The 19,768-nt window shown below is 71.4% G+C and carries 21 protein-coding genes; 13 read left to right on the forward strand and 8 right to left on the reverse strand.

Annotation, left to right across the window (positions count from 1 at the left end; translation table 11 throughout):
* Positions 1-51: 51 nt before the first annotated feature.
* The 7 genes from MQN93_RS19895 to MQN93_RS19925 all read left to right on the forward strand — a co-directional run bounded on the left by MQN93_RS19895 (position 52) and on the right by MQN93_RS19925 (position 7,281).
* A complete protein-coding gene (locus tag MQN93_RS19895) occupies positions 52-930 on the forward strand; it encodes a hypothetical protein (RefSeq protein WP_242710597.1) in 879 nt (292 codons plus the stop codon).
* Between the two features lie 53 nt (positions 931-983).
* Positions 984-1,967, forward strand: coding sequence for an ABC transporter substrate-binding protein (locus tag MQN93_RS19900; protein ID WP_242710598.1), 984 nt, complete (start codon positions 984-986; stop codon positions 1,965-1,967).
* A gap of 43 nt (positions 1,968-2,010) precedes the next feature.
* Complete coding sequence (locus MQN93_RS19905) at positions 2,011-2,871, forward strand: amidohydrolase family protein (protein WP_242710599.1); 861 nt, start codon at positions 2,011-2,013, stop codon at positions 2,869-2,871.
* A 102-nt stretch (positions 2,872-2,973) separates the two neighbouring features.
* On the forward strand, positions 2,974-3,687 hold the full coding sequence (locus tag MQN93_RS44225) for a GntR family transcriptional regulator (RefSeq protein WP_016430976.1): 714 nt from the start codon (positions 2,974-2,976) through the stop codon (positions 3,685-3,687).
* A gap of 33 nt (positions 3,688-3,720) precedes the next feature.
* A complete protein-coding gene (locus MQN93_RS19915; protein ID WP_242710600.1) occupies positions 3,721-5,316 on the forward strand; it encodes a carboxylesterase/lipase family protein in 1,596 nt (531 codons plus the stop codon).
* A gap of 13 nt (positions 5,317-5,329) precedes the next feature.
* Positions 5,330-6,370, forward strand: coding sequence for an ABC transporter substrate-binding protein (locus tag MQN93_RS19920; protein WP_242710601.1), 1,041 nt, complete (start codon positions 5,330-5,332; stop codon positions 6,368-6,370).
* 44 nt (positions 6,371-6,414) lie between these two features.
* On the forward strand, positions 6,415-7,281 hold the full coding sequence (locus MQN93_RS19925) for an ABC transporter permease (protein ID WP_242710602.1): 867 nt from the start codon (positions 6,415-6,417) through the stop codon (positions 7,279-7,281).
* 162 nt (positions 7,282-7,443) lie between these two features.
* Here the strand turns inward: MQN93_RS19925 and MQN93_RS19930 are convergent, their stop codons facing one another.
* The gene (locus MQN93_RS19930; RefSeq protein ID WP_242710825.1) at positions 7,444-8,178 is read right to left on the reverse strand and encodes a helix-turn-helix domain-containing protein; all 735 of its coding nucleotides are present in this window, start codon (positions 8,176-8,178) and stop codon (positions 7,444-7,446) included.
* A 240-nt stretch (positions 8,179-8,418) separates the two neighbouring features.
* Between MQN93_RS19930 and MQN93_RS19935 the strand changes: the two genes are divergently transcribed.
* Together MQN93_RS19935 and MQN93_RS19940 are read left to right on the forward strand one after the other, a co-directional pair.
* The gene (locus tag MQN93_RS19935; protein WP_242710603.1) at positions 8,419-9,051 is read left to right on the forward strand and encodes a DUF4097 family beta strand repeat-containing protein; all 633 of its coding nucleotides are present in this window, start codon (positions 8,419-8,421) and stop codon (positions 9,049-9,051) included.
* An 11-nt stretch (positions 9,052-9,062) separates the two neighbouring features.
* Positions 9,063-9,905 (forward strand): alpha/beta fold hydrolase, encoded by an 843-nt coding sequence (locus MQN93_RS19940; protein WP_242710604.1) that lies wholly within the window; start codon positions 9,063-9,065, stop codon positions 9,903-9,905.
* Positions 9,906-9,912: 7 nt separating this feature from the next.
* Here the strand turns inward: MQN93_RS19940 and MQN93_RS19945 are convergent, their stop codons facing one another.
* Positions 9,913-10,560 carry a dihydrofolate reductase family protein gene (locus tag MQN93_RS19945; RefSeq protein ID WP_016430968.1) on the reverse strand — a complete coding sequence of 216 codons (648 nt, stop codon included), beginning with the start codon at positions 10,558-10,560 and terminating at the stop codon, positions 9,913-9,915.
* Between the two features lie 201 nt (positions 10,561-10,761).
* Entirely contained in the window at positions 10,762-11,448 is a 687-nt protein-coding gene (locus MQN93_RS19950; protein ID WP_242710605.1) for a DUF2848 domain-containing protein, read from the reverse strand.
* Between the two features lie 116 nt (positions 11,449-11,564).
* On the opposite strand from MQN93_RS19950, the gene MQN93_RS19955 reads away from it, so the two are divergent.
* From MQN93_RS19955 to MQN93_RS19965, 3 genes are read left to right on the forward strand one after another with little or no spacing between them, the layout of a single operon-like run.
* Positions 11,565-12,929, forward strand: coding sequence for an MFS transporter (locus MQN93_RS19955; RefSeq protein WP_242710606.1), 1,365 nt, complete (start codon positions 11,565-11,567; stop codon positions 12,927-12,929).
* 44 nt (positions 12,930-12,973) lie between these two features.
* A complete protein-coding gene (locus MQN93_RS19960; protein WP_242710607.1) occupies positions 12,974-13,765 on the forward strand; it encodes a carbon-nitrogen hydrolase family protein in 792 nt (263 codons plus the stop codon).
* The gene (locus MQN93_RS19965) at positions 13,762-14,100 is read left to right on the forward strand and encodes a cupin domain-containing protein (protein ID WP_242710608.1); all 339 of its coding nucleotides are present in this window, start codon (positions 13,762-13,764) and stop codon (positions 14,098-14,100) included. The genes MQN93_RS19960 and MQN93_RS19965 overlap by 4 nt, the downstream gene beginning before the upstream one ends.
* Positions 14,101-14,133: 33 nt before the next feature.
* On the opposite strand, the gene MQN93_RS19970 is transcribed toward MQN93_RS19965, so the two are convergent.
* The 3 genes from MQN93_RS19970 to MQN93_RS19980 are packed head-to-tail and all read right to left on the reverse strand — an operon-like array spanning position 14,134 to position 16,479.
* On the reverse strand, positions 14,134-14,313 hold the full coding sequence (locus MQN93_RS19970) for a hypothetical protein (RefSeq protein ID WP_242710609.1): 180 nt from the start codon (positions 14,311-14,313) through the stop codon (positions 14,134-14,136).
* A gap of 58 nt (positions 14,314-14,371) precedes the next feature.
* Positions 14,372-14,998 carry a GntR family transcriptional regulator gene (locus tag MQN93_RS19975; RefSeq protein WP_242710610.1) on the reverse strand — a complete coding sequence of 209 codons (627 nt, stop codon included), beginning with the start codon at positions 14,996-14,998 and terminating at the stop codon, positions 14,372-14,374.
* 47 nt (positions 14,999-15,045) lie between these two features.
* Positions 15,046-16,479 (reverse strand): MFS transporter, encoded by a 1,434-nt coding sequence (locus MQN93_RS19980; protein WP_242710611.1) that lies wholly within the window; start codon positions 16,477-16,479, stop codon positions 15,046-15,048.
* A gap of 206 nt (positions 16,480-16,685) precedes the next feature.
* Here MQN93_RS19980 and MQN93_RS19985 point away from each other — a divergent pair, with 206 nt between their 5' ends.
* Positions 16,686-17,465, forward strand: a complete 780-nt coding sequence (locus MQN93_RS19985) for an IclR family transcriptional regulator (RefSeq protein ID WP_016430961.1) — start codon at positions 16,686-16,688, stop codon at positions 17,463-17,465.
* Between the two features lie 23 nt (positions 17,466-17,488).
* Here MQN93_RS19985 and MQN93_RS19990 read toward each other — a convergent pair whose 3' ends face one another.
* Both MQN93_RS19990 and MQN93_RS19995 read right to left on the reverse strand, forming a co-directional pair.
* A complete protein-coding gene (locus tag MQN93_RS19990) occupies positions 17,489-18,451 on the reverse strand; it encodes a hydroxymethylglutaryl-CoA lyase (protein WP_242710612.1) in 963 nt (320 codons plus the stop codon).
* Positions 18,451-19,674 (reverse strand): CaiB/BaiF CoA transferase family protein, encoded by a 1,224-nt coding sequence (locus MQN93_RS19995; protein ID WP_242710613.1) that lies wholly within the window; start codon positions 19,672-19,674, stop codon positions 18,451-18,453. The genes MQN93_RS19990 and MQN93_RS19995 overlap by 1 nt, the downstream gene beginning before the upstream one ends.
* Positions 19,675-19,768: the final 94 nt, after the last annotated feature.

A 19,768-nucleotide genomic window follows, 5' to 3' on the forward strand; every position in this document is an offset into this window, starting at 1 on the left:
CCGTGAACTCCCGGTGACCTCCCGCTGAACCATGAACAAGGAGACAGAGATATGAAGTTGGTGCTCGGCCGTGACGATCTCGCGGCAGCCGCGGCGACGGCCGTCCGCGAGACGGGCACGGAACCGGAGCGGCTCGCCATCAAGCCGGTGCACAAGGCCTCCCGCGGTTTCGTGAACGACTCCGCCGCGGACCTGTGCGAGGTGGCGATCGTGACCGTCCTCCAGGCCGTCGCCCACGGCAAGCCGGTCCTGCTGCTCCCCGTCACCACCCTCGGACGCCACCAGCACCAGACCCTGGTGACCCTCACCGGCCTGTCGGTCGCCGACGTACCAGGACACAGCGTCGGAGTCCGCTCCTGGAGCCAGACCACCGGCGTGTGGATGCGCGGCTTCCTCACCGAGCAGTACGGCGTCGACCTGCGCAAGGCCGACTGGACGACGTACGAGGGCAGCCACGTCGACGGCGCCGCCGACCCGGACTGGGTGCGACGCGCCCCCGAGGGCGCCAAGTTGCAGACCGACTTCCTCGAAGGCCGCCTGGACTTCGCGATCATGGGCAACGAACTGCCCGCCGACGACCGCATCCGCACCGCCGTCGACGACGCCCGGCAGACCGCCGAACTCTGGTCGCAGGCGCAGGGGTTCATCCCCGTCAACCACGTGGTCGGCATCTCCGAGCGCGCCGCCGCGGAACACCCCGCAGCCGTCCTCGCCGCCTACGACGCCCTGCGCTCGGTGCTCGCCGCACAGGCCGAACCGGGCCCGGTGCCCCTGCACCCCGTCGGCTTCGAGGCCCTGCGCGGCGCGTTCACCAAGGCCGCCGCCTACGCCCTGGAACAGGGCGTCATCCCGCGGGCCGTGGACTACGACGAGCTGGTCGAGCGGTCCTGCACGGCGCTCGGCGTGCCACCGGCCCGGCTCGGCGGCTGACGCTGCGGCCCACCGACCGCCCGACCCCCAGCACGAACGAGGAGAGACAACGCATGAACAAGCTCACGGTGGTTCTCGGCGACTATCCGCACGCCCAGCCCCTTTTGGACGCGGACGTCGAGATCGCGGACCACGTCGTCGAGCCGGTGGAGGTCAGGCCCGTCATCGGCGCCTACCGCCGGATGATCCGCGACTTGGAATTCGACGTGTGCGAACTGGCCCCGGTCTCCTACCTGATGGCCCGCCAGGAAGGCATCGAACTGACCGCGGTGCCGGTCTTCCTCAACCGCCGCTTCCACCACGGCGACGTCCAGTGCGCCGCCCACTCCGGCATCCGCGTGCCGCGGGACCTGGAGGGACGCCGGATCGGCGTGCGGGCGTACTCGGTGAGCACCGGCGTATGGGTGCGGGGCGTCCTGCGCGACGAGTACGGCGTCGACATCGACACGATCACCTGGGTGGTCGACGACGACGACCACATCGAGGGCCGCGTCCCCTCCAACGTCGAGCGCGTCACCGACGGCCGCTCCTTGGGCGAACTGCTGCGTGCCGGGGAGATCGACGCCGCCCTGACCGGCAACGCCGGCACCGGACGCGCGGGCGCCCCCCGGGCCGGCTGGTCGGCCACCGCCGAGACCGAGCCCGCCGGCGACGACGGCCCCTACCCGCTCTTCCCGGACGGCGACACCCTCGCCGTGGACCACTATCTGCGCACCGGCATCTACCCGCTGCACTCCCTGGTCTCGGTGCGCTCCGAACTCGTGGCACGCGACCCCGACCTGCCGACCAGGCTCTACGAGGCCTTCGCCGAGAGCAAGCGCCGCCACCTCGCCGCCCGGCCCGACTGGTCCGCGACCCCGCGCCTCGCCCGCCAGGCACAGCAGCTCGGCACCGACCCCGTGCCGTACGGCATCAAGTCCAACGAGGCGAGCCTGGACGCGATGGTGCGCTTCGCCAAGGACCAGGGCCTGCTGGACGCCGCCTTCCCCACCGACCTGCCGTCCCTGTTCGCCGCCGGCGACTACCCGGACGCCTGAGCCGGCCCGCACCCAAGTCACCGAAAAGAAAGGGCGCTTCACCGTGGACGTCGTCGACGCACACTGCCACATCATCTCCGACGACCCGACCGCATACCCCCCGGCCCCGATCGGGGGCAAGCAGTCCGAGTGGGCCGCGAAGCGGCCGGTCACCGCCGAGGGCATGGTCGCCCGCATGGACGAGACGGGCATCGCCCAGGCCGTCCTGGTCCAGGCCACCACCAACTACGGCTACGACAACTCCTACGTCCTCGACAGCTGCCGGCGCCGACCGGACCGGTTCGTCGCCGTCGGCACCGTCGACCCGCTGCGCCCGGACGCCGCCGCCTCGCTGAAGGCCGCGGTCGGCGAGGGCGGACTGTCCGGGGTGCGGCTGTTCACCAGCGGCAGCACGGTCCCCGTCCAGGGCGAGTGGTTCGTCGCGCCGGAGACATTCCCCTTCTGGGAGCAGGCCGCCGAACTGGACCTGCCCGTCTGTCTGCAGATGCGGCTCGGCTCCGCCACCGGGCAACTGGTGGAACTGCTGGAACGCTTCCCGGGCGTCAAGGTGCTCCTGGACCACATCGGCTATCCCGACATCGCGGCATCGCCCGCCCGGGCCGGAGCCGAGGTGGCCGCGCTCGGCGTACACCCCGGCCTGCACCTCAAGCTCACCCACCGCAACCTCGAACGGCTGCGGGACGCGGGCGAGCAGGCGGGTGAATTCCTCCGGCCGGTCGTCGAGGCGTTCGGCGCCGGACGGATCGCCTGGGGCTCGAACCTTCCGGCGGCCGAGCAGTCCCTGCCGGAGCTGCTCGCGCTGGCCCGGGACGTCCTCGCCGTACTGCCGGAACGGGACCGGGAGGAGATCTTCGCGGGTACGGCCCGACGCCTGTACCCCGGACTGGCCGGCGGCCGTGACTGACGCTGCGGCCACGGCGGTCCCGCCGATGCGGGGATCCGCCGCGCGTCGGCGATACTCCCGCCAGCAGTTGTCCCCTCCCAGCAGACCCACGGAGTGATCACGGTGGATTCCAATGGCTTCGACGAGACGGACGCGGGCCGCACGGCGGCCACCCGTCAGAGCCAGGCGTACGACGGGCTGCGCTCCCTGCTGCTGTCCGGGAGCATCGCACCGGGCACACGGCTGACCGAGGCCGACCTGACCAGAATGTTCAACGTCTCGCGCAGCACCATGCGGGCGGTCCTGGTCCGGCTGGCCCAGGAGGGCTACGTCACCAGCGAGGTCAACCGCGGCGTGCGGACCCGCAGCTTCACCGCGGAGGAGGCCGCCGACATCCTGGAGGCGCGCGAGACATTGGAGTCCGCCCTGGCGGGCAAGGCCGCCGAGCGCGCCACCGACGAGGAGATCGCCGAACTGCGCCGCACGCTGGAGGCGATGGAGGACTGCAAGACGCGCGGGGACCAGGCGGGCTACTCCCAGGGCAACCGCCGCTTCCACCAGCAGATCAAGGAGGCCGCGCACCAGCACACCCTGGCGCGGGCCTACGACACCCTGCTGTACCCCCTCGTGATGCGCCAGTACCGCAACCTCTCCGCACCGCACCCGCGCGCCGGCTCGCTGGAGGAGCACCAGGCGATCCTCCTGGCGATCATCACGCGCAACCCCCAGGCGGCCACCGCCGCCATGCACCACCACGTCGCCTCGGCGAGGCAGGCACTGCTGCTGCGGACGCAGCAGGAGCCCACCGACCCCGCCGGCGAGGCCTCGTCCCACTGACGAACCGCCCGCCGCCCAGCAGAAAGAGACAGCATGCTCCAGCCAGTGAAGACCGAGTCGGGCTCGGTGGAGGGCATACCGGGACGGGACCGGTCGGTCACCGTCTTCCGCGGCATCCCCTACGCCGCACCCCCGGTCGGGGAGCTGCGCTGGCGGCCACCACAGCCCCCGGAGCCCTGGCCCGGGGTGCGCAGGGCGGACACCTTCGGACCGGTGGCACCCCAGGCGCCGGGACCCGAGCTGGCCGGGCTCGACCTGCCCATGAGCGAGGACTGCCTGTACCTCAACGTGTGGACGGGGGCGGGCGCCGACGACGAGCGGCCGCGTCCGGTGCTGGTGTGGATCCACGGCGGCGGCTTCCGCGTCGGAACGGGCGCGCACCTGCGCTACGACGGCGAGGCGCTGGCCCGCAAGGGCGTCGTCGTGGTCACCTTCAACTACCGCCTGGGCGCCCTGGGTTTCCTGGCCACCCCGGAGCTGAGCGCCGAGTCCGCGCACCACGCCTCCGGCAACTACGGGCTGCTCGACCAGATCGCGGCACTGGAATGGGTGCGGCGCAACATCGCCGGCTTCGGCGGCGACCCCGACCGGATCACCATCGCCGGTCAGTCGGCCGGCGCCGGATCGGTCAACTTCCTGGCCATGTCACCGCTGGCCAAGGACCTCTTCCACCGCGCGGTCGCGCAGAGCCACGCCCGGCACTGCCGCGACCCGGAACTGCGGTTCCTGGCCTCCTCCTACCGCACGCCGGCCGACGCCGAGAGCGCCGGTGCCCGGTACGCGGCCGAACGCGGGGCCCGGACGCTCCGGCGGCTTCGGTCGCTGCCGTGGCCGAGGCTCGTCGAGGGCAACGCCTCGGCCGTCGACAGCGAGGCCGACACCGGAGGCCCGGCGAAACCGCCGCTGTTCCGGCCGGTCGTCGACGGCTGGGTCATCCCCGACGGCTACGAGCAGACCTACGCCCAGGGCCTGCAGAACGACGTGTTCTACCTCGCGGGCAACAACCTCGACGAGAGCGGTGCGGTGCCCGAGAGCACCTTCGCGATCTACCGGACGGCGGGCCGCAGGACCTGGCGGCCGGGCGCCCCGCCCGTCCATGTCACGCGGGAGGCCTTCGTCAACGCCGCGCACGAGAAGTTCGGGGCGATGGCGGAGGAGTTCCTGCGGCTCTACCCGGCACACACCGACGACGAGGCCGGACGCGCCCACTGCGCCGCGGTGCGCGACAACGCCAGGATCTCCACCTGGCTGTGGGCCAGGGACTGGACCGCCCATGCCGGCCGGTCCGTGCACACGTACTTCTGGACCCACCCCTCCCCGGTGATGGGACAGGACCCGCCGCGCGCCTCGCACGGCTCGGAGATCGACTTCGTCTTCGGCAACCTCCATCCCGAACACGGCAGTTGGAGCGAGGAGGACCGCGCCGTGGCGGAGACCATGAGCGGCTACTGGGCCAACTTCGTGGCCACCGGCGACCCCAACGGCCCCGATCTGCCGCACTGGCCGGCCTGGTCCGCCGACACACCCTCGGTCATGGAACTCGGCGGCGGCTTCGCTCCCGTCCCGCTCGCGGACCCGGCCCGGCTCGACTTCTGGCAGCGCTTCTTCCTTACGCAGCAGGCATGGTGACGGGAGCACTCGGATGACACACGCCCACCGCAAGCTCCTCGCCCTGACCTCGGCGGCGATCCTCACCTCCGCACTGCTGACCGCCTGCAGCAGCGACGCCCTGACCACCACCGCGGACGGACTGACCGTCGTCACGGTCGGCGGCGGAGGCAGCGTCTTCGACACCCCGCTGATGGTGGCCGACCAGAACGGCTACTTCCGCAAGCAGGGCCTGAAGCTGAAGTTCGTGACGCTGACCGCGTCGATCGGTCCGGCCGCCCTCCAGTCGAACTCGGTGGAGTTCTTCGACTCGAGCCCCACCGGATTCGTCACCTCGCACGCCAAGGGACTCCCGCAGATCGCGGTCGGCACCGACGGCCTGGGCAACCCGCTCGGTCTCGTCGTCGGCGAGGAGTTCGCCCGCGCCCACCACCTGACGGAGAAGACCCCGGCCGCCCAGGTGGCCAAGGCACTGGCCGGCTCGACCGGCGGCGCCAGCTCGGCCAACACCAGGGCCGAGGCGGCGGTCTTCCTCAACGCCCAGGGCGTCGACGCCGACAAGAAGATCACGTGGGTGACACTGCCGAGCCCTGCCGCGGACAAGGCCGCCCTGAAGAGCAACAAGATCGACTGGTTCGTGACCTCCGAACCGATCCCGCTGCAGATCCAGAGCGACGGGGACGGCGTGCTGGTCGCCGACCCCTTCAAGGTCCCCGCGTGGTCCGCCGCCGAAGCCGGCTACGGCCAGATCGTGGTGACCCGGAAGAACTACGCCTCCGAACACCCCGACATCGTCCGGAAGTTCGCCACCGCGGTCCAGCAGGCGACCGCGTACATGCACGAACACCTCAAGGACAGCAACGACAGGACGGTGCTGAAGGCGGCCAGGAAACTGCTCAAGGGCATGCCGGACGACGTCGTACAGCGCAGCCTGCGGCAGGCCGACTGGCCCGAGGACGACTCGATGGACGCCGCGGGCTGGAAGAAGACCCTCACCTTCCTGCACAGCCTGGGAACGCTGCCCGCCGGCGCGAAGGTGACCCCCGAGGACTGGACCAACAAGTACCTGCCGTGAGCCGGCCGGCGATGTCGTATTCAGCGGACTTGAAGGAGCACTCAATGACGACTGCCACCACAAGCGGCGCGCGGAACAGGACGAAGACTCCGCCGCCCGCGTCACGCGGCAGGAACAGCGCCTGGCGGGAGACCGCGCTCGTCGTGCTGCTGCGCATCGGGGTGATCGCGCTGGCGCTGGTCCTGTGGCAGGTGCTGAGCGGACCGGTGCTGCCCGAGTACGCCGTCAGCAGGCCGACCGACGTCTCGCACGCCCTGTGGCAGCTGCTCGGGTCGGCCAAGGGGTGGACGGACATCGAGACGACGGCGACCGAGGTCGTCGCCGGGTTCGCGATCGGCGTCGGGATCGGCACCGTCATGGGCCTGGTGCTGGGCTCCCTGCCACTGCTCGGCCGGGTGGTCGAGCCGCTGATCGCCGCCGTGAACGGCATCCCGAAGATCGCGCTGGCACCCCTGTTCCTGCTGTTCTTCGGCATCGGCGTCTGGTCGAAGATCACCATCGCGGCGGCCGGTGTGGCGTTCGTCGTCTTCTACAACGTCTACCTCGGACTACGGCTGCGGGAGCGGGAGTTGGTGGAGATCGTCCAGGTGATGGGCGGCCGCCGCCACCACGTCCTGAGCTACGTCACCATCCCGACCCTGGCCGCTCCCTTCTTCGCGGCGCTCAAGACGGGCGGTCCGCTGGCCATCCTGGGTGTGATCGGCGGGGAGTTCATCGCCTCCACCGGGGGAGTGGGCCACGAACTGTTCACCGCCGCCACCAATCTGGACGCCCCCACGGAGTTCGCCGGCCTCATCGTCCTGGTCGCGATGACCCTCGCCCTGAACGGCATCCTCACCGGCCTGGACAAGTACGCCCTCAAACGCCTCGGCCTGACGGGTCACCGGCGCGGCAGCCGGGGCACCGCATGAGCAGGCGCGGCCGCACCCTCCTGCGCACGCTCGGCACGACCACCGCCGCGGTAGCCCGGACCACGCTGGAAACCCTCACCACCACCGGCCTCGACGACTACGGCACCGGCTACGGCCCGGGCACCTGCCTGGTGAGCCCCCGGGATCTCACCCCCCGTCCCCCTACTGCCCGTCCGCGGGCGTCGCTGCGGGCTTCGTATGAAGGACCTCGCGGGCCTGTTCGGCGGCGCGGGTGATGCTCTCGCTGATGAAGTCGAGGAAGCGGGCGATGTTCTCCAGGCGGTGGGCGGCCGGGGTGTGGGGGCCGAGGACGGCGACGCCCCGGCGTGCGGTTTCCACGAGCTGGTCGTTGGCGCGGGCGCTGGCGATCGTCGCCTGGTAGAAGAGTTCGTCGTCGACGATGTAGCGGTCGCGGCGGCGTTCGTCGCGCTCCCGGCGTACCAGACTCTGGCTCTCCAGAAAGGCGATCGCCTTGGAGACGGACGCCGGGCTGACCTGGAGGTGCTGGGCGAGTTGCGACGCGGTGAGGCAGCCGGTGTCGGTGATGAACAGACAGGTCAGCACCCCGGCGGCCATCTTGGGCAGTCCCGAGGCCATCAGCACGGTGGTCAGGGCCTCTTCGTAGTCGGCCACGGCCTCGACGTCGCGCCCGTGCGACTGGGGGAGGTGCTTCGCAGCCCGGGAGGAGGCGGGTCTGCGCCGTTGGGCGCGGCGCTCGGTGGCCCGGTGGGCCAGGTCGGCTCGGTAGGCGGTGGGGCCGCCGTTGCGCATCACCTCCCGCGTGACCGTCGAGGTCGGACGGCCCAGGCGCCGGGCGATCTCGGCGTAGGGAAGGCTGTCGGCCAACCCCAGCGCGATCTGCCGACGTTCGGACTGGGTGAGCCTGCCTCCCGGCATCGCGGTCTCCTCGGTGCTCCTGCGTGATGACTGGTCCTGGGCCGCCACCATAGCGTTCACTCTCACCTCATTGCAATGGACGCACTTGCCCTCGTTGCATTACGGTCAGGACCGTTGCAACACTTTCGCTTATCTGAGCTGCAGTGATTTTCGTGCGGTGCAACAACATTGTTGCCAGTCCATGGAAAGCAACGTAGCGTTTCCTGTGTCAGAAACAGCGAGCGAGCACAGGAGACCACGATGCAGAGGTTCGACACTCCCAAGCCGATCACCGCCGTACTGGACATCCCCGCCGGGCGTGTCCAGTTCATCGCCGCCGACCGTGCCGACACCACGGTCGAGGTGCTGCCCGCCCAGAAAGCCACGGTCGGCTACGCCGACGGAGTCCTGCGGGTGGTCGTCGCCGAGCCCGAGAACCGGCTCCTCGGCCCCTCCGGGTCGGTGGAGGTCACCGTTCAACTGCCCGCAGGGTCCCGCGTGGAGGGCAGGTCCGCCGGGTCCGAGCTGCGCGGTGTCGGCCGTCTCGGTGATGTCGTCTTCGACGGTGCCTACCGCAGGATCAAGATCGACGAGGCCGCGAGCGTCCGCCTCGGCGCGGTCGACGGCGCGGTCGAGGTCGGACGGCTGGGCGGCCCCGCGGAGATCACCACCGCACGGGGCGACATCCGGATCACCGAGGCCGTGCGCGGCACGGTCGTGCTGTCCACCCGGCACGGCGACATCAGCGTCGGCGCCGCGGCCGGAGTCTCCGCCGCCCTGGACGCCGACACCGGCCACGGCCGCGTCAGCAACGCGCTCAAGAACGACGGCACCGCCGTACTCGACATCCGCGCCACCACCACCCGCGGTGACATCACCGCCCGCAGCCTCTGAAGGAGTTGGACATGACGCAGCACAGCACTCCCCACAGCAGCCCGTCCCAGGGCTCGGCCGGCGCGACCTGGACCGGCATGGTGACGGTCGACGACACGGCCCTGGCCGTCACCGACACCGGCGGTCCCGGCATCCCCGTCGTCTACCTCAACGGCCAGTTCGCCACGCAGGGTTACTGGCGGCGGGTCATCGCCGAACTGGGCCCCGGCTGGCGGCACATCACCTACGACGAGCGGGCGCGCGGCAGGAAGTCGAAGCGTTCGGCGGACTACTCCTTCGAGGCCGCCGTCCGGGACGTCGACGCCGTCCTCGCGGCCCGGGGCGTGGACCGGGCGCTGCTGGTCGGCTGGTCCTACGGAGCGGTCGTCGGGGCGCACTGGGCCCGCCGGAACCCGGAGCGTGCCCTGGGCGCGGTCCTGGTCGACGGTGCGTTCCCGTACGACTGGCTCGACGAGGCGATGGAGCAGCGGATCCGCAAGCAGTTCCGGCAGTGGGGCCCGTTCCTGCCGCTGCTGCGCCCGACGGGCCTGACCCCGCGCATGAACGCCGACCAGATGGCGGACAGCAACATCGAGCTCGGCAGGCTCTCCAGCGAGCGTGAACTGGGGCCCGTGCTCGACGGGATCACCGTCCCGGTGCGCTACGTGGTCGCTTCGGGGACGTCCCTGGGAAGCCGCGGCGACGAGCAGGAACGGATCCGCACCGGCCTCGACGCGGTCACCGCCCGCAATCCGCACATCAAGGTGAGTGCGAAGGTCGCCAGCAACCACGGGGCGATCCTGAAGAAGGACTTCCGGGCGGTCGCCGAGGCCGTACGCGAGGTCGCGGCCCTCGACCGCGGCCGCACACAGTAGGCGCGATTCAGCCGCCCGTGCGGGTGAACGTCAGATGCGTGACCCCGCTGGGCGAGGAGACGGCCTCGATGTCGTAGTCCTTCTCCAGGTCCTCCAGTTCGTCCCAGAGGCGTACGCCGCGGCCGAGCAGGAGCGGGACCACCACGACGTGCATGTGGTCGATGAGCCGGGCGGCGAGGAACTCACGGATCACCGTGGCCCCTCCGCCGATGCGCACGTCCTGTCCGTCCGCGGCCTTGCGGGCCGCTTCGAGCGCCTCGGCCGGCGAGGCGTCGAGGAAGTGGAACGTCGTGCCGCCCTCCATCTCGATCGCCGGGCGCGGATGGTGCGTGAGGATGAACGTCGGTGTGTGGAACGGTGGGTTGGGGCCCCACCAGCCCTTCCACTCCGGGTCCTCGTGCCACCCGGGGAAGCCGTACTTCCCGGCGCCCATGATCTCGGCGCCGACCCCGGCATCGAACTGCCGCGCGAAGGCGTCGTCGACGCCGGCGTTCCCACCGGACTTGCCGATCATGTCGTACCAGAACCGGGTCTTGAACATCCACTCGTGCAGCCTTTCGCCGGCGTGGCCGAACGGCGCTTCCCGGCTCTGGCCCTCACCGGTGCCGAAACCGTCGAGCGAGATGGCGAAGTTGTGGACGCGGGCGAGTGACATGGCTGGCGACTCCCTCTTTTCGGATCTGGCCTGGTCGGATCAGCGCAGTCGTGCAGGGATGCCGGCCGCCCTTGCCGCGTCGACGGCCGCCATGCAGCGATGATGGCCGCCCGATGTCATGACGTCCAATGCCAATCCGGCCCACATTCCATAGATGAACTCAATACGTTCGATCCATGCCGGAACGGGGCCGCCGTCACGTCAGCCGATGGGTGCCGGCATGGGCCGGACGGCGTAGTCGAGGCGGATGGTGTCCCCGGTGGCGGGGTCGCCCAGCTCCACCGTCCAGCCGTCGGCGAACTGGTCGACGCCGGGGGCCATCGGGATCGTCCCGGAGATCAGGACGGTACCCGGGACGAGCCCGTCGCGGGAGCGCAGGACGTCGACCCAGTAGGCGGGCGTGAGGAGTTCGGCGAGGGTGCCGTGCTGGATCTCGGTGCGCGTGTCGCCGTGGGTGACCCAGGCGCGCAGGGTGAGCTCGTCGACCCGGGACTCCACGTCGGCCAGGCGCCAGGCGCGACGGGCGAGCACGTCCGGGCCGGCGTTCTTGCTCCAGGCCACGCCGTGCACCTCCAGATCGCGGTCGGTGTGGTCGCAGGCGGCCGTCAGCAGCAGCTCCCCGCCGTCCGCGACGATCAGGGCCCACTCGGCCTCCCCTGACGTGCGCCCGTGCTGCGCCTGGACCCGGTCGGTCTGCTGCGCGAGGTAGGGGGAGACGGGGTAGAGGGCCGGCGTCACCGAAGGGCCCGGCACGCCCAGCTCGGCGAGCTCCGCGACATGCGCGGCGACGTCCTCCTGGCTGCGGCCGGCGTACCCGGCGTTGAGGACCTGGACGACGTCGACCTCACGCGTCGATCCGTCGGGCAGTTCGAAGGTCAGCACGGCCATGAGGGCACTCCCAGAGATCGGGTCCACGGTGAAAGTCCTGGCGCAGGGGTTGCGCATACGACCTGTATACAAGAAGTATGCCGGAAGGTCGATGTCTCTGAGCAAGGATGGGAACCATGCCCCGCACCCCGAAGGACGACCTCACAGCGTCCGCCCGGCACTCCGGCGTCCGCCGGGCGTTCGTCGCGAGCCTGACCGGAACCGCGCTGGAGTGGTACGACTTCGCCGTCTACTCCGCCGCGGCCGCCCTGGTCTTCGGCGACCTGTTCTTCCCCTCCGAGGACCCGCTCACCGGCACGCTGCTGGCGTTCTCCACCTACGCGGTCGGCTATGTCTCCCGCCCGCTGGGCGGCTTCGTCTTCGGCCGCCTCGGCGACGTCATCGGCCGCAAGAGGGTGCTGATGGCCACGCTCGTCCTCATCGGCGCGGCCACCTTCCTGATCGGCGTCCTGCCCGCGTACTCGACGGTGGGCGTCGCCGCCCCGATCGCCCTGGTCGTGCTGCGCTTCGCCCAGGGCGTGGGCGTCGGCGGCGAGTGGGGCGGCGCCGTCCTGCTCTCCAGCGAGTTCGGGGACCCGCGCCGCCGCGGCTTCTACGCCTCCGCCGCCCAGGTCGGCCCGCCCGCCGGAAACCTGCTGGCCAACGGCGTCCTGGCCGCCCTCGGCGCCCTGCTCACCGAGGCGCAGTTCGAGTCCTGGGGCTGGCGCGTGGCCTTCCTGCTCTCCGGCGCCCTGGTCGCGTTCGGGCTGTGGGTGCGGGCGAAGCTGGAGGAGACCCCGGTGTTCAAGGCGATGGAGGCCGAGCACTCCCGCCCCGAGGCGCCGATCCGCGAGGTCCTCACCACCCAGCCCCGCGCCCTGCTCGCCGCGATCCTCTGCCGCGTCGGCCCCGACGTGCTGTACGCCATGTTCACCGTCTTCGTCCTGACGTACGCCACCAAGGAGCTCGGCATGTCGCGCGGCTCCGCCCTCGCGGCCGTCCTCATCGGCTCCACCCTCCAGGTCTTCCTGATGCCGCTCGCCGGTGCCCTCTCCGACCGCGTCAACCGCCGTGTGCTGTACGGCGGCGCGGCCGTGGCCTCCGCCGTGTGGCCCTTCGTGTTCTTCCCGATGATCGGCGGCGGCAGCTGGCTGCCGCTCGCCGCCGGTGTGGTCGTCGGCCTCGTGATCCACTGCTGTCTGTACGGACCGCAGGCCGCCTTCATCGCGGAGCAGTTCTCGCCCCGGCTGCGCTACACCGGCTCCTCCCTCGCGTACACCCTGGCCGGGATCATCGGCGGAGCCGTCGCCCCGCTGCTGTTCACCACCCTGCTGAGCGTCTACGGCACCTGGGTGCCGCTGGCTGCGTACATCGCCGTCGCCTCGGCCGTCTCCCTCGCCGGGGTGTGCCTCGGCCGCGACCCCGAAGCGGCCGTGGACGAGGACGTCGCACTCGCCGCGCCGAAGGCGCGCACCGCGGTGGACGCCACCCGCACGCACTGACCCTTAGCTCCCGACCCCCCGAACCTCCGAGGAGGAACCGCGCCATGCGGATCGCCCTGAGCCAGCTCACCACCGGCCCCGACCCCGGCAAGAACCTCCGGCTCCTGGAGGAATGGACCCACCGCGCGGCAGCCGACGGAGCCCGCGTCGTCGTCTTCCCGGAGGCGTCGATGGCCTGCTTCGGCACGCCCCTGGCCCCGCTCGCCGAGCCGCTGGACGGCCCCTGGACCGAGGGGGTGCGGCGGATCGCACGGGACACCGGCACGGTGGTCGTGGCCGGCATGTTCACCCCGGCTCCCGGCGGCAGGGTGGCCAACACCCTGCTGGCCACCGGGCCCGGCGTCGAGGCGTCGTACGACAAGATCCATCTCTACGACGCCTTCGGCTACCGCGAGTCCGACAGCGTCGCGGCGGGCTCGGCGCCGACGCTGATCGACGTGGACGGCGTACGGCTGGGCCTGGCCACCTGCTACGACGTCCGCTTCCCGGAGCTGTTCCGGGCGCACGCCGACGCCGGAGCCGTCGGCACCCTGCTCGCCGCGTCCTGGGGCGCCGGGCCCGGGAAGGTGGAGCAGTGGGAGCTGCTGGTGCGGGCCCGGGCGCTGGACGCGACCGTGTGGCTCGCCGCCGTCGGCCAGGCCGAGCCCGGGGGCGAGCCGGGTGCCGCGCCGACCGGAATCGGGCACAGCCGTGTCGTCGGACCCGACGGCACGGTCCGGCACGCGCTGGGTGCCGAGCCCGATCTGCTGGTGGCCGACCTGGACGTCGACGAGGTCGCCGCCGTACGGCAGAAGACGTCCGTACTGGCCAACCGGCGCCCGGAGTTGTGGCGATGAGCAAGCCCGAGCTGGAGTTCCACCTCCCCGACGCACCGTGGACCGCCCCACCGGCCGCCGGACCCGGCGTCGAGGAGCGCGTCCTCGCCGAGGACCCCGAGCGCGGCTGCCGCACCGCGCTCGTCCGCTGGGCACCCGGCACCGACACCTCGGACCAGGGCGTGGCCCGCCACGACTTCTGGGAGGAGGTCTACCTCGTCGAGGGCACCCTCCACGACCTGACCCTGAACCAAACCTTCACCACAGGCATGTACGCCTGCCGCCCACCGAACATGCCACACGGCCCCTGGACCACCGAAACCGGCGTGACCATGCTCGTGATCACCTATCCCTGACCGGCCGCCGGCTCCCCAGGGCCGCCGGTCCCGTCAGCGATGCGGACCATCGCGCGGTCGGGCGCGCTCGCGGGTGCGGAGCTGGATCACGACGTGCGTGACGGCTGCGCCCGGGACGAGGCGACGGGCGGCCACGGAGAAGCGCAGACCGATGTCGTCCCAGGACGCCGCCGTGTGCCGACCGTGCGGCAGGCCCATGAGCAGCAGCGACATCGGCACGGTGAGAACGACCGACGCCGCCCCGACAACAGGCCGCCTGCGCCGGGACGGGCTACCCCGCCAGCAGCACCTTCAGGGTCGACTCCAGGTGGTGGTCGATGGCGGCGCAGGCTGCCCGGGCGTCGCCGGCGGCCAGGGCGTCGAGGATGGCCTCGTGCTCCTGGAGCACGGCTTCCTGCCGGCCCTGCTGGTTGAACAGGGCGACCACGCCGGCGCGGACCTGGCGGCTGCGCAGTCCGTCGTAGTGGCGGTCCAGGAGGGTGTTGCCGACGGCGGAGACCAGGGCCGAGTGGAAGCCGTGGTCCACGGCGATGAACTCCCGCGCCTGGTCGGCACCGGTGAGCCCGCGCTGCCGCTCCAGCAGCGAGCGCAGCTCCGCCACCGGCGCGCGTCCGGCGGCGACCAGCTGCTCGGCGGCGTACCGCTCGACGATGCCGCGCAGCTCCATCAGCTCGCGGATCTCGCGCCCCGTCAGCGGTGCCACCCGGGCCCCCCGCTTGGGCACCAGCTCGACCAGGTCCTCGGCCGCGAGCTGCAGCAGCGCCTCCCGGATGGGCGTGCGGGAGACGCCGATCCGGTCGGCGAGGTCCTGCTCCGACAGGAACGCCCCCTGCATCCCGGGGTCCGACAGCACCGTGTCCTTGAGATACGCGTACGCCTTCTCGCGACCCGACGCCACGGCAACCCCCAGACATCGCATACAGCTTGTATACGGACGCTACGACGCTACCATGTGCCCCCCTTCGGCTCGCCTGCCGCGGCGTCCACCGGGACCCCGGCGCCCGGGGCGGTCGCGAGCCCCGGAGCGGTGAGCTCCTCCAGCGACCGGCCGGTCGTCCGCGGGCCGAGGAGGCCGATGGTGACGATGACCGCCGCCATGGCGCAGGCGATGAAGACGAAGACCGCGTCGGGGCCGTGGTTCAGCAGCAGCGGCAGCAGGACGTACGGCATGACCGCCGAGGCGAGGCGGCTGAGCGAGTAGGCGCCGCCCGCGCCCGTGGCGCGCAGCCGGGTGGGGAAGAGCTCGCCCTGGTACACGTGGTACGCGTTGGAGAAGAGGTTGCTCACCAGGGTGTAGCAGAAGCCGAAGACGACGATCATCGCGGTGTTGTGGGCGTAGCCGAAGCCGAGGCCGAAGGCGAGCATGCCGAAGGCGGACAGCATGATCAGCGTCTTGCGCTCGATCCGCTCGATGACGAACACCGACAGCAGGGAACCGATGGGGTAGCCCACGAAGGACAGGGCGCTGAAGGTCAGGCTGTGCACGATGTCGTAGCCCTTGCCGGCCAGCACCAGCGGGGCCAGGGTGCCGAAGCCGTAGTAGCCGAAGACCTGGAGGATCTGGAAGATCACCAGCATCACCGAGCGGGACCGCCAGGGCGGCTGGACCAGCTGCCGCAGCGGGGCCTTCTCCGGTGCCGTCGCCGTCGCCTCGGCGGCCGGGACGACCGGGCTCGTGGCGCCGGCGGTGTTGCGGTGGGCCGACTCCTCGAAGATGCGCACGACGCGGTCGGCCTCCTCGTGCCGCCCCACCGCCTCCAGCCAGCGCGGCGACTCCGGCAGCCCGCGACGCAGGACCCAGCACAGCGCCGCACCGAGTCCGCCGATGAGGAACATCCAGCGCCATCCGTCCACACCCAGATACGTGTGCGGCACGATGCCCAGCGCGAGGAAGCCCGCGAGCGGCACTCCGCAGAAGCCGACCGTGTACGCCCAGCCGATGAGCCGCCCGCGGTGGCGTGCGGGCAGCAGGTCCGAGAGGTAGGCGTCGCACAGGGGCAGCTCGCCGCCGATGCCGAGACCGGCCAGGAAGCGGCAGACGATCAGCATCTCGACATTCGGACTGAACGCTGCGAGGACTGAGAAGACGGAGTAGACGGCCAGCGTGAGATAGAAGGCCCTGCGCCGGCCGAGGCGGTCGGCGATACGGGACATGACGACCGCGCCGATGAAGGCGCCGACGAAGGCGGAGGCCAGCAGCGGTTTGAGCTGGTCCGCACCGACCTGGAAGTCGTCCTTGAGCGCGGTGCTGACCGTTCCTGCGAGGAACACCTCGTAAAGATCGAAGAAAATGCCCAGGCCGACCACGAGGACGGCCATGAGATGCATGCGGGTGATGGGCAGGCGATCGAGCCTGGTGGCAACCGAGACGTCCTTCACGGGCCCTCCAGTGTGTGGTGGTGAGTTATAGACTCACCATGTGGTTATGCGCACCCATGCTGAAGGTGCAATGGTCTGACGTCAATGGGTTGGCGGCCACGGCTTGCAGAAATGTCCAGCGGTGAGGCTCGGTCATCGGCTCAGTAATCTTGGCCCGGGCAGCACGGACCGTGTGGGCCGAGCGCCCGGGGGAGAGGAGACCAGTGGTGAGTGCGGGCGAGAAGAGCGGCATTCCGCCGATCCTGGTGCTGCAGAAGTTCCGCCAGGTCCTGGAGTGCTTCACGATCGCGGAGCCCTGTCTGACCCTGCAGCAGATCACCAAGAAGACCGGACTGCCGGCCAGCACGTCCCAGCGGCTGGTCCACAACCTGGTCCGGGAGGGGTTCCTGGACCGGGACGAGGACGGCTACCGCATCGGACTCGGGCTGGTGCGCTGGGCTGCCCCCGGCACCTTCGGCCTGGACATGGTGCGTCTGACCCGGCCGTCGCTGCAGGACCTGCGGGACGCCACCGGCGAGACGGCGTGTCTGTACGTGCGCGACGGCGCCTACCGCACGGTGGTCTCCATCGCGGACACCCACCACGTCGTCATGCGGCTGTTCATGGTGGGCATGGTCATGGCCCTGCACGCCGGCTCCGCGGGCAAGGTCTTCATGGCGTACGACCCGCTGGCCCGCTCCGCCGCCGTCAGCCACGGCCTCAGCCGGCACACGGCCCGCACCGTCGTCGACATCGACCTGCTCGACCAGCAGCTGGAGGAGATCCGCAAGCTCGGATACGCGGCCTCCTTCGAGGAACGCGACCTGGGCGCGGCCTCGGTCAGCGCCCCGGTCTTCGGGCTCACCGGCGAACTCGTCGCGGTGCTCGGCATCGGCGCGCCGACGCAGCGGCTGACCCCCTCCGACGTCGGTGCGCTGGCGCCGAAGGTGGTGGCCGCCGCGGAGGACGCCTCACGCCGGCTCGGCTACCGCCCCGGAACCCGCTAGCCGAGCAGACCGCCGGCGCGGGCTCAGACGCGCAGAGCCACGGGTGCCGCCGGGACGGAGGAGAGCGCGGACTCCAGCTTTCTGCCGAGCAGGACATGCAGCTGGTCGCGTACGGCCACCAGCTTCGCGGCGTCGACTCCGGTGGCGATGCCGACGTGGTGGAAGAGGTTGACCAGGTCGTCGGTGGCGATGTTGCCCGCCGCCCCCGGCGCGAACGGGCAGCCGCCGATCCCGCCGAGCGCCGCGTCGAAGCGGCGAATGCCCAGCTGCACGCCCTCCCACGCGTTGGCCGAGGCCATGCCGTAGGTGTTGTGCAGATGCAGCCCGAGCGGCTGGGCGGGGAGCGCCGCGCGCACCTCGCAGACCGTACGCCGGATGTGCGCCGGACTCGCCGCGCCGATCGTGTCGGCGAGGTGGATCACCTTCGCGCCCAGCTCCACCAGCCGACGGGCCACGTCCACGACCCGCCGCGGCGGGGTCTCGCCGTCGTAGGGGCAGACGAAGGCCGTCGCGATCGAGGCCTCGATGCGGACGCCGTGCTCGGTCAGCAGCCGGGCGCAGGGCTCCAGCCGCTCCAGGGCGCCCCGGGTGTCCGTGCCGGCGTTCGCCCTGCTGTGGCCGTCGCTCGCGGAGACCACGAAGCGCACGTGCCGGGCCCCCGCGGCGACGGCGCGCCGGGCGCCGCGCTCGTTGAAGACCAGCGTGTGCAGGGCGGCGTCGGTACCCGGCTGCAGGGCGGCCACGAGCGGATCGGTGTCCGCCATCTGCGGCACCTTCTCCGGGTGGACGAACGCCCCGACCTCCAGCGACGTCAGACCCGCCTCCAGAAGGCCGCTCGCCAGCCGGATCTTGTCGGACGTCGGCACGGTGACGGGCTCGATCTGGAGTCCGTCGCGCAGCAGCACATCGGTGATGAGCACCTGCTCGACCCGCTCCTGCTCCGCCGGTCCGGTCGTCTCGTATCCGGTTGTCCTTGATGCGGCCATCACAGCACCCCCTGCGCACGCAGCTGCTCGCGTCGGGCCGCGCCGACGCCGAGCGAGTCCAGGACGTCGTCGGTGTGTTCGCCGAGGTCGGGGCCGAGCCACCGGGTGCTGCCCGGACGGTCCTCGAACCGGGGCACGACGCCGGGGAAGACCACCTCCGCCTTCTCGTCGGCGCTCACGGCGACCGGATGCCGCTCGTGCATGCCCCGGGCCCGGAAGTGCGGGTCGTCGAGGATGTCGGCGGCGGTGTAGATGGGGCCGCCCGGAACCGCGGCCTCCTCCAGTGCCTTCAGTACGTCGGCGCAGGGCAGCGAGGCGGTCCAGGCGCCGATCGCCTCGTCCAGCTCCTCGGCCCGGGCCACCCGTCCGGCGTTGTCCGCGAGCGCGGGGTCCTCGGCCAGGTCGGGGCGGCCCACCAGCCGCATCAGCCGCCCGTAGATGGCGTCGCCGTTGCCGCTGATCACGGCGTACTTGCCGTCGGCGCACCGGTAGGTGTTGGAGGGCACCACGCCGGGCAGCGCGCTGCCGGTGCGCTCGCGCTCGACGCCGTACGCGTCGAAGTCCGGGACCAGGGACTCCATCAGCGAGTAGATGCCCTCGTAGAGCGCCACGTCCACGGTGTCTCCGTGGCCGTCGCGTCCGCGCCGGTGCAGCGCCATCAGGGCGCCGATCACCGCGTACAGTCCGGCGATCTGGTCGGCGATGCTGATGCCGACGCGGGTCGGCGCGCGGTCCGGGTACCCGGTCAGGTTCCGCAGCCCGCCCACCGCCTCGGCGACCCCGCCGAAGCCCGGGCGGTCGCGGTACGGCCCGCTCTGGCCGTACCCGGAGATCCGCACCAGGACGGCCCGCGGGTTGGCGCGCCGTATCTCCTCCGGGCCCAGGCCCCAGCGCTCCAGGGTGCCGGGGCGGAAGTTCTCCAGGACGACGTCGCACTCGCGGATCAGGTCCAGACAGAGCGCGCAGCCCTCGTCCGTGCGCAGGTCCAGGGTCACCGACCGCTTGTTCCGGTTCATCACGCGAAACAGCAGTGAGGTGTCGCCGCCGTGCAGCCGCCAGCGCCTCAACTCGTCGCCGGTGCCGGGTCGTTCGACCTTCACCACGTCCGCTCCGAAGTCCGCGAACAGTCGTCCGGCGGACGGGGCCGCGATAAAGCTGCCGAGCTCCAGGACGCGGAGTCCGGCCAGGACGTCGTCGGAACCGACGGATGGTTGCCTGCTCATCCCTCACACCCTTCTGTACGACTCACAATACGAGTGGTGCACTCATAATGTGAGCGCACGTGGAAGGGGGTCAACCGGTGTCCACACAGCGGAC

This window comes from Streptomyces spinosisporus (genome assembly GCF_022698145.1).
Classification (GTDB): domain Bacteria; phylum Actinomycetota; class Actinomycetes; order Streptomycetales; family Streptomycetaceae; genus Streptomyces; species Streptomyces spinosisporus.

What these genes read in the sequence shown, in the direction of transcription:
- MQN93_RS19915 (WP_242710600.1), top strand. Translation starts at nt 3,721, where the DNA reads ATGCTCCAGCCAGTGAAGACCGAGTCGGGCTCGGTGGAGGGCATACCG.
- MQN93_RS19930 (WP_242710825.1), bottom strand. Translation starts at nt 8,178, where the DNA reads ATGCCGGGAGGCAGGCTCACCCAGTCCGAACGTCGGCAGATCGCGCTG.
- MQN93_RS19990 (WP_242710612.1), bottom strand. Translation starts at nt 18,451, where the DNA reads ATGGCCGCATCAAGGACAACCGGATACGAGACGACCGGACCGGCGGAG.
- MQN93_RS19945 (WP_016430968.1), bottom strand. Translation starts at nt 10,560, where the DNA reads ATGTCACTCGCCCGCGTCCACAACTTCGCCATCTCGCTCGACGGTTTC.
- MQN93_RS19970 (WP_242710609.1), bottom strand. Translation starts at nt 14,313, where the DNA reads ATGTCGCTGCTGCTCATGGGCCTGCCGCACGGTCGGCACACGGCGGCG.
- MQN93_RS19920 (WP_242710601.1), top strand. Translation starts at nt 5,330, where the DNA reads ATGACACACGCCCACCGCAAGCTCCTCGCCCTGACCTCGGCGGCGATC.
- MQN93_RS19950 (WP_242710605.1), bottom strand. Translation starts at nt 11,448, where the DNA reads ATGGCCGTGCTGACCTTCGAACTGCCCGACGGATCGACGCGTGAGGTC.
- MQN93_RS19925 (WP_242710602.1), top strand. Translation starts at nt 6,415, where the DNA reads ATGACGACTGCCACCACAAGCGGCGCGCGGAACAGGACGAAGACTCCG.
- MQN93_RS19965 (WP_242710608.1), top strand. Translation starts at nt 13,762, where the DNA reads ATGAGCAAGCCCGAGCTGGAGTTCCACCTCCCCGACGCACCGTGGACC.
- MQN93_RS19960 (WP_242710607.1), top strand. Translation starts at nt 12,974, where the DNA reads ATGCGGATCGCCCTGAGCCAGCTCACCACCGGCCCCGACCCCGGCAAG.
- MQN93_RS19900 (WP_242710598.1), top strand. Translation starts at nt 984, where the DNA reads ATGAACAAGCTCACGGTGGTTCTCGGCGACTATCCGCACGCCCAGCCC.
- MQN93_RS19955 (WP_242710606.1), top strand. Translation starts at nt 11,565, where the DNA reads ATGCCCCGCACCCCGAAGGACGACCTCACAGCGTCCGCCCGGCACTCC.
- MQN93_RS19935 (WP_242710603.1), top strand. Translation starts at nt 8,419, where the DNA reads ATGCAGAGGTTCGACACTCCCAAGCCGATCACCGCCGTACTGGACATC.
- MQN93_RS19940 (WP_242710604.1), top strand. Translation starts at nt 9,063, where the DNA reads ATGACGCAGCACAGCACTCCCCACAGCAGCCCGTCCCAGGGCTCGGCC.
- MQN93_RS19995 (WP_242710613.1), bottom strand. Translation starts at nt 19,674, where the DNA reads ATGAGCAGGCAACCATCCGTCGGTTCCGACGACGTCCTGGCCGGACTC.
- MQN93_RS19895 (WP_242710597.1), top strand. Translation starts at nt 52, where the DNA reads ATGAAGTTGGTGCTCGGCCGTGACGATCTCGCGGCAGCCGCGGCGACG.